This is a genomic window from uncultured Thiodictyon sp. (genome assembly GCA_903837595.1).
Taxonomy (GTDB): domain Bacteria; phylum Pseudomonadota; class Gammaproteobacteria; order Chromatiales; family Chromatiaceae; genus Thiodictyon.
Genome location: CAILVI010000518.1, coordinates 1 through 7,293, shown reverse-complemented (window position 1 = coordinate 7,293; position 7,293 = coordinate 1). Strand labels below are relative to the sequence as shown.

General features: G+C 66.0%; 5 protein-coding genes and 1 pseudogene. 1 reads left to right on the top strand and 5 read right to left on the bottom strand.

The annotated features are described in order from the left end of the window. Window positions 1-49: 49 nt before the first annotated feature. The 3 genes from QZY44_RS31260 to drmD all read right to left on the bottom strand — a co-directional run bounded on the left by QZY44_RS31260 (window position 50) and on the right by drmD (window position 5,356). Window positions 50-1,540: a type IIL restriction-modification enzyme MmeI gene (locus QZY44_RS31260; RefSeq protein ID WP_295456837.1), complete on the bottom strand. Its 1,491-nt coding sequence runs from the start codon at window positions 1,538-1,540 to the stop codon at window positions 50-52. Window positions 1,541-1,583: 43 nt separating this feature from the next. Beyond that, a complete protein-coding gene (locus QZY44_RS31255) occupies window positions 1,584-1,943 on the bottom strand; it encodes a four helix bundle protein (RefSeq protein ID WP_295456836.1) in 360 nt (119 codons plus the stop codon). A gap of 89 nt (window positions 1,944-2,032) precedes the next feature. Continuing rightward, on the bottom strand, window positions 2,033-5,356 hold the full coding sequence (gene drmD / locus QZY44_RS31250; protein ID WP_295456834.1) for a DISARM system SNF2-like helicase DrmD: 3,324 nt from the start codon (window positions 5,354-5,356) through the stop codon (window positions 2,033-2,035). 480 nt (window positions 5,357-5,836) lie between these two features. On the opposite strand from drmD, the gene QZY44_RS31245 reads away from it, so the two are divergent. Further along, window positions 5,837-6,007 (top strand): hypothetical protein, encoded by a 171-nt coding sequence (locus QZY44_RS31245; protein WP_295456833.1) that lies wholly within the window; start codon window positions 5,837-5,839, stop codon window positions 6,005-6,007. A 188-nt stretch (window positions 6,008-6,195) separates the two neighbouring features. Here the strand turns inward: QZY44_RS31245 and QZY44_RS31240 are convergent, their stop codons facing one another. Then, window positions 6,196-6,540, bottom strand: a complete 345-nt coding sequence (locus tag QZY44_RS31240; RefSeq protein WP_295456831.1) for an integration host factor subunit alpha — start codon at window positions 6,538-6,540, stop codon at window positions 6,196-6,198. A gap of 109 nt (window positions 6,541-6,649) precedes the next feature. Continuing rightward, window positions 6,650-7,293 (bottom strand): annotated as a pseudogene (locus QZY44_RS31235) (DNA polymerase IV); the annotation flags it as partial.

Sequence of the window (7,293 nt, the reverse complement as noted above, 5' to 3'; positions counted from 1 at the left end):
GTTGGCATCTGACCGCTTCAAGAACTTTTGGCATGACTGAGCATCGCGTTCATTTCCCGCTTCCCAGCACCGACCGACGCGACCAGTGTCCCATCAAGGCGGCTATGCAAGCCGATGTCGAGGACGGGTCATTGACCTGGATGGGCGTATGGCAGGGCTCGATTTGGGCCACCGGAATTTTCTGGGGTTTGGGCTTACACCCCCTGGGTGGCTTCAGTGCGACGGTGGGACCGCGGGCGACCTCCAGTCGGAAGCCCATGATTGTCTCGTAGACGCTGCCGATCTGCTCCACATCCAGGGTGCGGTAGGAGAGGCGTTCACCACCGAGCATCAACAGCTTGTCGAGCACACGCCAGATGACGCCGTCGGCCACGAGCGGGATGGCGCCGGTCCCGCCTTCGAGGAAGGGGAAGCGCTTGGGATTGAAGAGGTAGCCTTGGCGCGCCGGGATCTGGAGTTGGGGATGGTGGCAGCCGCCGTGGACGGCGCGGAACAGGGCGAGCAACCGGGACCAGGCGCCATAGCGGTGATCCATGGTGTCGGGGTAGTTCTGGGCGTCGGTACGCAGCTTCTCGAACAAGCCATGCACCGAATAGTGCTGCACATAGAGCGGTGAGCCGGGCATCAGGCCGCGGTCCTCGGCATAGAGCAGGAACACCAGGCGCAGCAGGCAATTGAGCAGGCCGGCATAGACGCTGTTGGGGTCCCGGGCGAGCACGTCCCTGAGTAGCTCGCCGTGGGCACGCTCATCGGCCGCCTGGAAGCCGCGCAACAGGTCGTAGAGTGCCTCCAGCACCTGGCCGGAGAGCCGGGTCGACACCAGGCTCTGATAATCGCGGCTCTTGGCGAGTACCGCCGGTAGGCGCTCAAACGCCGGTCCGGCCAGCAGCCGGGAGCGCTTGAGCAGCATGTGGCAGGCGCCCACGATCGGGCGCCCGGCGATCTCGGTCATGGCGGCGACCGGGAAGGTCAGGCTGCCGACGTTCTCGCCCCGCGGGGCATATAGGAGCCGCAGTTGTATGCCGTTGGTGAGCAGGCCGATGGGTACCTGGGTCTCGCGCAACAGACGCTCGAAGCGGCGCGCCGGTGAGGCCGACCAGCTCCGGACGTCATGGCTGACGGCGGCGTCGAGATCGGTCCCGAGGGGGAGCGACTGAACCAGGAGGAGCCAGGGCCGTGCGGGGTCCGTCGGTTTGGCATCGGCCAGCGCGGCGGTGGGTTCCAGGACTTCGCCGAATTCGCGTAGCGGAACCGAGAGGGCCTCCGGTAGCGGGCGGGCGGGGTCCGGGCCGTACAGCAGGTTATCGGGCCACTCCAGGAAACCGCGCAGGAACCCTGGCAGATCGGCGATCACGGGAACGGGGTCGGCGGTGCCGATGGTGCCCGCGGTAACGCACTCCAGGAAGCGTCGCTGCTCTTCGCGGGTGTCACGCGGCAGGATCACCTGCAAATCGACCAGCGCGGCGGGGGAAACCACCAGGCCGTCGGGCTGGAGGTAGCCAAGCCAGGCTTGGTGATCGCGAACGGCGGGATCTTGCATAGGGATGAGGGATGAATTATGAGGGATGAAATCGGAGCGGCGGTTACTGTCTGGCTTTAATGTTCTTGGTGATAGTCGTCAAGATGGCGATGAGTTGATTGCACTCGTCTTGGAGCGGGGCCAAGCGCTCTGCCGGAATGATGCCGGCCTCGATGAGCAGGCAGAGCCAATAGTCGGTTTCGTCGAGTTCTTTGACACAATCCCCGAGCTTGGCAATGAACTCCGCGTCCGAACGGGCACGATACGCCTCACGGAAGTTCGCGCCAACCGATGTCCCGGAGCGCAATATCTGCCGCCCGATGACTCGCGCCTCCTCGCGTCGTGGCAACGCGGAATATAGTCGAATCACTCGCAATGCCAACGCCTTCGTTCGCTCCCGTAGATCAACCCGCTCACCGCTCACGTTTCACCCCACATGCAAGGGATGATGGATGAGGGATGAGCGAAAAGTCTGAGCCGCATTTTTCATCCCTCATCCCTCATCCTTCATCCCTACCCAGAGACCGGCCAGAGGTAGGCGATCCCCACCGGCTCGATCCGATGGGACGTGGGAGTGTAGAACTCGGCGATACGGATGGGTTCTTGTTTGAGTTCCTGGTCCACGTTATTGAGCCAGTGCTCCCAGTAGCGGCGGTTGGACTCGGCCTGACGAATCTCGTCTTTGGGGGTCAGACCGAGATCGAGGGTGAGCTGAATCGGTTTGCCCAGCGCCTCGGCTACCCGGCGGCGCTGGTCCTCCAGGATGTCGGTGAGGCCGTCGGCTTCGATCCGACCGCGGTTGAGCAGGCGCTTTTCGGCCTCGTCCCGGGCGAGTTGGCCACGGTTCTCCAGGTAAGGCAAGAGATCGGCGATGTCCTGTGCGATGGACCCGAGCAGTTGCTCGCGCACGACCGGCGGCACGATACCGGAGACGTCCGTGCTTGGGAGCAGGGACTTTTCCAGCAGTTCCAGCGTGCGGGCCTCGGTGTCGCGGGCGTAGGGCGTGAGCCCCTTGGCGCGGCGTTCGGGTTCGATCCAGCGGGCGGCGATGGGCAGCAGTTCTTCATGCAGGCGCACGGCGCCGCGGCCGTAGAGGGAGAGCCGCCCGAGCAGGACGATGCGGGGTACGGCGTCTTCAGTCTGGGCCAGGCAGGCGCGCGAGAGGTCGTGATGGACGAATCCCTGAGACAGGAAGCGCCCCAGCAGGCGCTGGACGACGCGGTGTTCGAGGTGGAGCTGAACCACGTCATCGTCGATGCCTTCGGGCGCGGTGAAGCAGACGGGGCGCACCGGGGAGGTCTTGCGCCACTCGAAGTTGCGGCATCCGTCGTCGGGCAGGGCGCGCAGGGTGTCCAGGGTCCCCGACCAGGTCGGATCGGCACCACGCCGGGTGTCGAGATTGGGGAAGGTCCAGCGGTGTGGTTCGCCGGCTGGCGTTGTAGCGGGTTGCAACGGCTGCGTTCCGAGCATTTCCAGCGAGCAGGAGAGCGCATCGCGGAAGGACTCAAGGTCCAGGCCGATCCATTTGCGGGCGTCGTTGATGCGGACGCGTAGGGTATCAAGCTGTTTACGCAGCGCATCTTGGCGTTCGCGGGCGGCCTCCAGCTCTTCTTCGACCACGGCCTGCTTGTCGGCATCGGGACCAGCGTCGTCGATCTCGCGGGCGATCTGCTCGGCAACCAGGCCGCGGATGCCGGACTTGAGCATGGTCGCGAGCCGAGTGGAGATGACGGGCGAGAGGCTGCCCAATTCCTGTCGGATGCTGTCGGTCTTGCGTACCAGGGCGGCGAGCACCCGATCTTCCGGGCGTTGGGCGTAGACGAAATAGTGACAGTAGACCTCGGGGCTGGGCTGGAGCTTGCGGTCGATGCGGCCGTTGCGTTGCTCCAGCCGAGCGGGGTTCCAAGGGACGTCGAAGTGGAACAGATTCCAGCAATGGGCCTGGAGGTTGAGGCCCTCGCGGGCTGCGTCGGTGGCTACCAGGATGCGCAGCGGATGTTCGGCGGGCGCTTGGTTGAAGGCGCGCTTGATGGCCTCGCGCTTCTCCGGTGGGGTCGGGCCGTGGAAGACCTCGATCCGATGCTCCGCAAGCTCGGTGCCGTCGATGGCGGCCCGCAGCATGTTGACGAGGTAGCGCTTGGTGTCGTCGTATTCGGTGAAGATCGGTAGCCGCAGGTCGGTCCAGGCGGCATCCGGATGGGGTGACAGGTCGCCGGGCAGCCGGGCGCCGGGGCACAGGTGCTTGCCTATCCAGTCGACCAGATAGCGGATGCGCGCGTCCGGTTGACCGCGGGCGCTCTCGGCGACACCGGTCATCTCATCCAGGAGCGCGCGTTCGTGGGCAATGTCCGTATCCGTACCCTGACCAGCGGTGGCGAGGGTGGCGGCCTCGATGGCGGCGGCGGTCTCCTGGGCCTGGTCTTCTTCGTCCTGCTGCGTGCGCTCATCGTCGGCGTCGGGGGTCTCAGTCAGCAGGTCGAGCGCCGCGGTCACGGATGGGCTGGCGGCCGGGCCGGGCGCGCTGGGGGCTTGTTCGCCGGCCCAGATACGCTCCATGGTCCGCCGGTGGACCTTGAGCGTGCGGGCGAAGGCCTCGATCGAGGACAGCAGGCGTTGCTGGAGTCCGGAGACCAGCAGTGCCGCCTCGGTCTGCTGCCGACGGGTGGCGTCCGCATAACGGGCGTCACGGGCGGTCCGGTAGGCTTCCAGCAAGCGGGAAAGCCGCAGCTCCGGGGCCTCGTCGGGCAGTCCTCGGATGTCGACCTGGACGACGTTGCGCTTGGGGAAGCCGCCGCCGATCGCGCGGATGTCTTCCTTCAGGCGCCGTACCATGACCTCGTCGAGTCGGGATTTCAGCACCTTGACGCCGCGGGTGAAGCGGTGGGGGTCGAGGATTTCCAGCAGGGCGCTGAAGCTGTTGGAATGGCCGTTGTGCGGTGTGGCCGAGAGGAACAGGCGGTGCTCGAAGCGTGGGGCGAGATCCCTGATGGCACGGGTAAAGCGGGAGTCGATGGCGTAACGGGAACCGCTGGCGGGCGCGGCGTGGTGCGCCTCGTCGAGGATGAACAGGGACCCGGAGCTCAGGTTGTCCAACCAGTCGCGCAGCGGTCCGACGTAGGTCTCGTCGATCAGTAACCGATGGGAGATCAGGAAGCGCGGGAAGGTGGTCCAGGGGTTGACGCCGTAGCCGCGCTCCTGGCGGATGCGCTCGATGTAGGTGCGGTCCAGGATCTCGAAGGTGAAACCGAAGCGGGTCTCCAACTCATCCTTCCACTGATAGAGCATGGAGGGCGGGCAGGCGACGACGATCTCGCGGGCGCGGCGGCGCAGCAGCAGTTCGCTGGCGATGAGTCCGGCCTCGATGGTCTTGCCGAGCCCCACGTCGTCGGCGATGAACAGGTTGACGCGGGGCAGCCGCAGCGCCTTGCGCAGGGGCTCGAGTTGGTAGGCGTCGATGCGGATGCCGGCACGAAACGGGGCCTGGAAGAGGTTGGGATCGGTTGCGGTGACGCAATTCCAGCGCAGGGTGTGCAGGAAGGCGCCGAAGAAGCGGGGGTTGTCGAAGCCCTTCTCGCCCAGGTTCTTCCAGGCCTCTTGGTCGAGGATCCTGGTGTCGAGTTCCAGGCCCCAGATGACCTCGATCTTTTCGCCTTGCGCATCGTCGTCGAGGCAGGCACCACGCACCAGCGCGAGCCCTGGCTCCAGTGGTTCGTCGACGATCGACTCGACCAAGTAGGTGCGCGTGCGCACCCGGACCGTCTGACCGATCTGCGGGACAGACGTCGACGCAGGCCCGTCGGGTCTGGTATGCAGGTGAGAGGCGGGCGGCGTGTCCATGTCGCTTCCTTCAGTGATGGCGGTCCGCCATAATATCCCCTTGGACTGTGAATCATAAGGGGCGGAGGCGAAAAGTCTGCCCAGATATGCAGCGGGAATTCCGGCTGGGCCAAGTAATCCGGGCCAAGCATCTGGTGTCGCACGACTTAGGAGTTGTGCGACAGCCTTGCACGGAGCGGTACGCCGGCAACGCCTGATCCGGGTCCTCGACGGCGCGGCCGTCAGGATGTCCAGGACCCGGAGCCTGACTGCGGTGAGGTTCAACCTGGCCCCCCTCCACACGAGAAGGCCCGGCGGTCGAACTCGCGCGAGTCGGGCGGCTCCAAGGCATCGCAGGCCCTGCCTAAACTGCCACAGCCCCATCTGACCGTTCGCTGACAGCCCCGCTCAGCCTTTGTCTAAACGCCCTCCCTTACGCTGTGCCCAAGGTCGCGATCAACCGCGCCTTGACCACGCCAAGACAGCGTCAGGAGACCAACCATGTACACCTACCCGATCCACTCCCGCGACTCACGTACCGCCCCCCAGTTCCGGACCGCGGGGCCGTCCAAGCCGGCCCCGCGCGACAGCATCGCGCAAGACCTAATGGTCGCCGAAATGATCGCCAACGCCTTCAACGATAACGCGTCGCAGCTCTATCGCGGTATCTGATCGTCCCGGCGGACTCGGCCAGTTCCCCCACTACGTCCGGAGTCGGCGCCCTAACGCTGGCACAGTTCCCCCCACTCTGCCGGCGTCAGCGCCCCGACTCCGGCCAGTTTCTGGGATCCGCCGCGGTGGGCAAGCCTCAACTCATGCGCTGCCCGTTCCCGACCTGAGCCCTCTGAAGCATTGCGTTTTCAGGAGACGGCGGGGCCTTCGCTGGACGCAACACCGTCGGCACCGGCCGGCGCATGCCCACCCAAGGCATCCATCCGTGCTTTGAGCTTCTGTCCCGGCCGGAAGGTCACGACGCGGCGAGCGGTGATCGGGATTTCTTCACCCGTCTTCGGATTGCGCCCGGGGCGTTCCTTCTTCTCGCGCAGTTCGAAGTTCCCGAACCCGGACAGCTTGACCTCCTCGCCGCCTGCCAGGGTTTTGCGGATTTCCTCGAAGAAGCTTTCGACGAGGTCTTTGGCCTCGCGTTTGTTGAGCCCAAGCTCCTCGAACAGGTGCTCTGCCAGGTCGGCTTTTGTCACGGCCATCTTTCTCTCACATTGTCGTGCGCGGAAATCGACTAAAAGCGCGCGGCGCACAGGCCCCACGCCCAAGCCGCTGCATGGCCATCAAGTGTCTGAGAAGACGCCTGCAAAATCAATCTTGACGCGGGGTTATTTCTGGCCCGCTGGTGTTTCGCCCAGGCCGCGAGCCGGGTCCACAGGATCGGTGATGGACAGCCCCCGGTGCAGGGCGCCCGCGCCAAAGCGTGCGTGAATGCGGTCGACCGCGACCGTGAGGCGTCGTGTCGGCGGGGCGCTCGGCCGCGCCGTCGAAGAGGTCCGGCTGGACCGGCTCCGGGGTCCCCAGATCGGCGATGCCCAGGCCGATCAGGCGCACGGGTTTGCCCTGCCAGCGGCCGGCCTCGTACAGCGACCAGGCGGCGAACAGGGTGCGGGCGTCGTCGCTGTGCCGCGGCAGCCGCCGCTGCCGGGTGTGCGTCTCGAAGCCGCAGAAGCGGATCTTCAGCGTCACGGTGCGCCCCGCGATCCCCTCCTGCCGGGCCGCGGCGGCGACCTCGGCCGCCAGACCGCGCAGGGTGTCGCGCAGCACGCCCGGATCGGTCACGTCGACGCCGAAGGTGGTCTCCTTGGAGAGTGACTGGCGGGCGGTGCGCTCGCCGACCCGGTCGGAGGCGATGCCCCGCGCCTGCTGGTAGAGGCTGGTGGCGGCACGGGCCCCCACATGGGCCTGAAGCTGGGTGAGCGATAACCCGCGCAGGTCCGCGACGGTACGGAGCC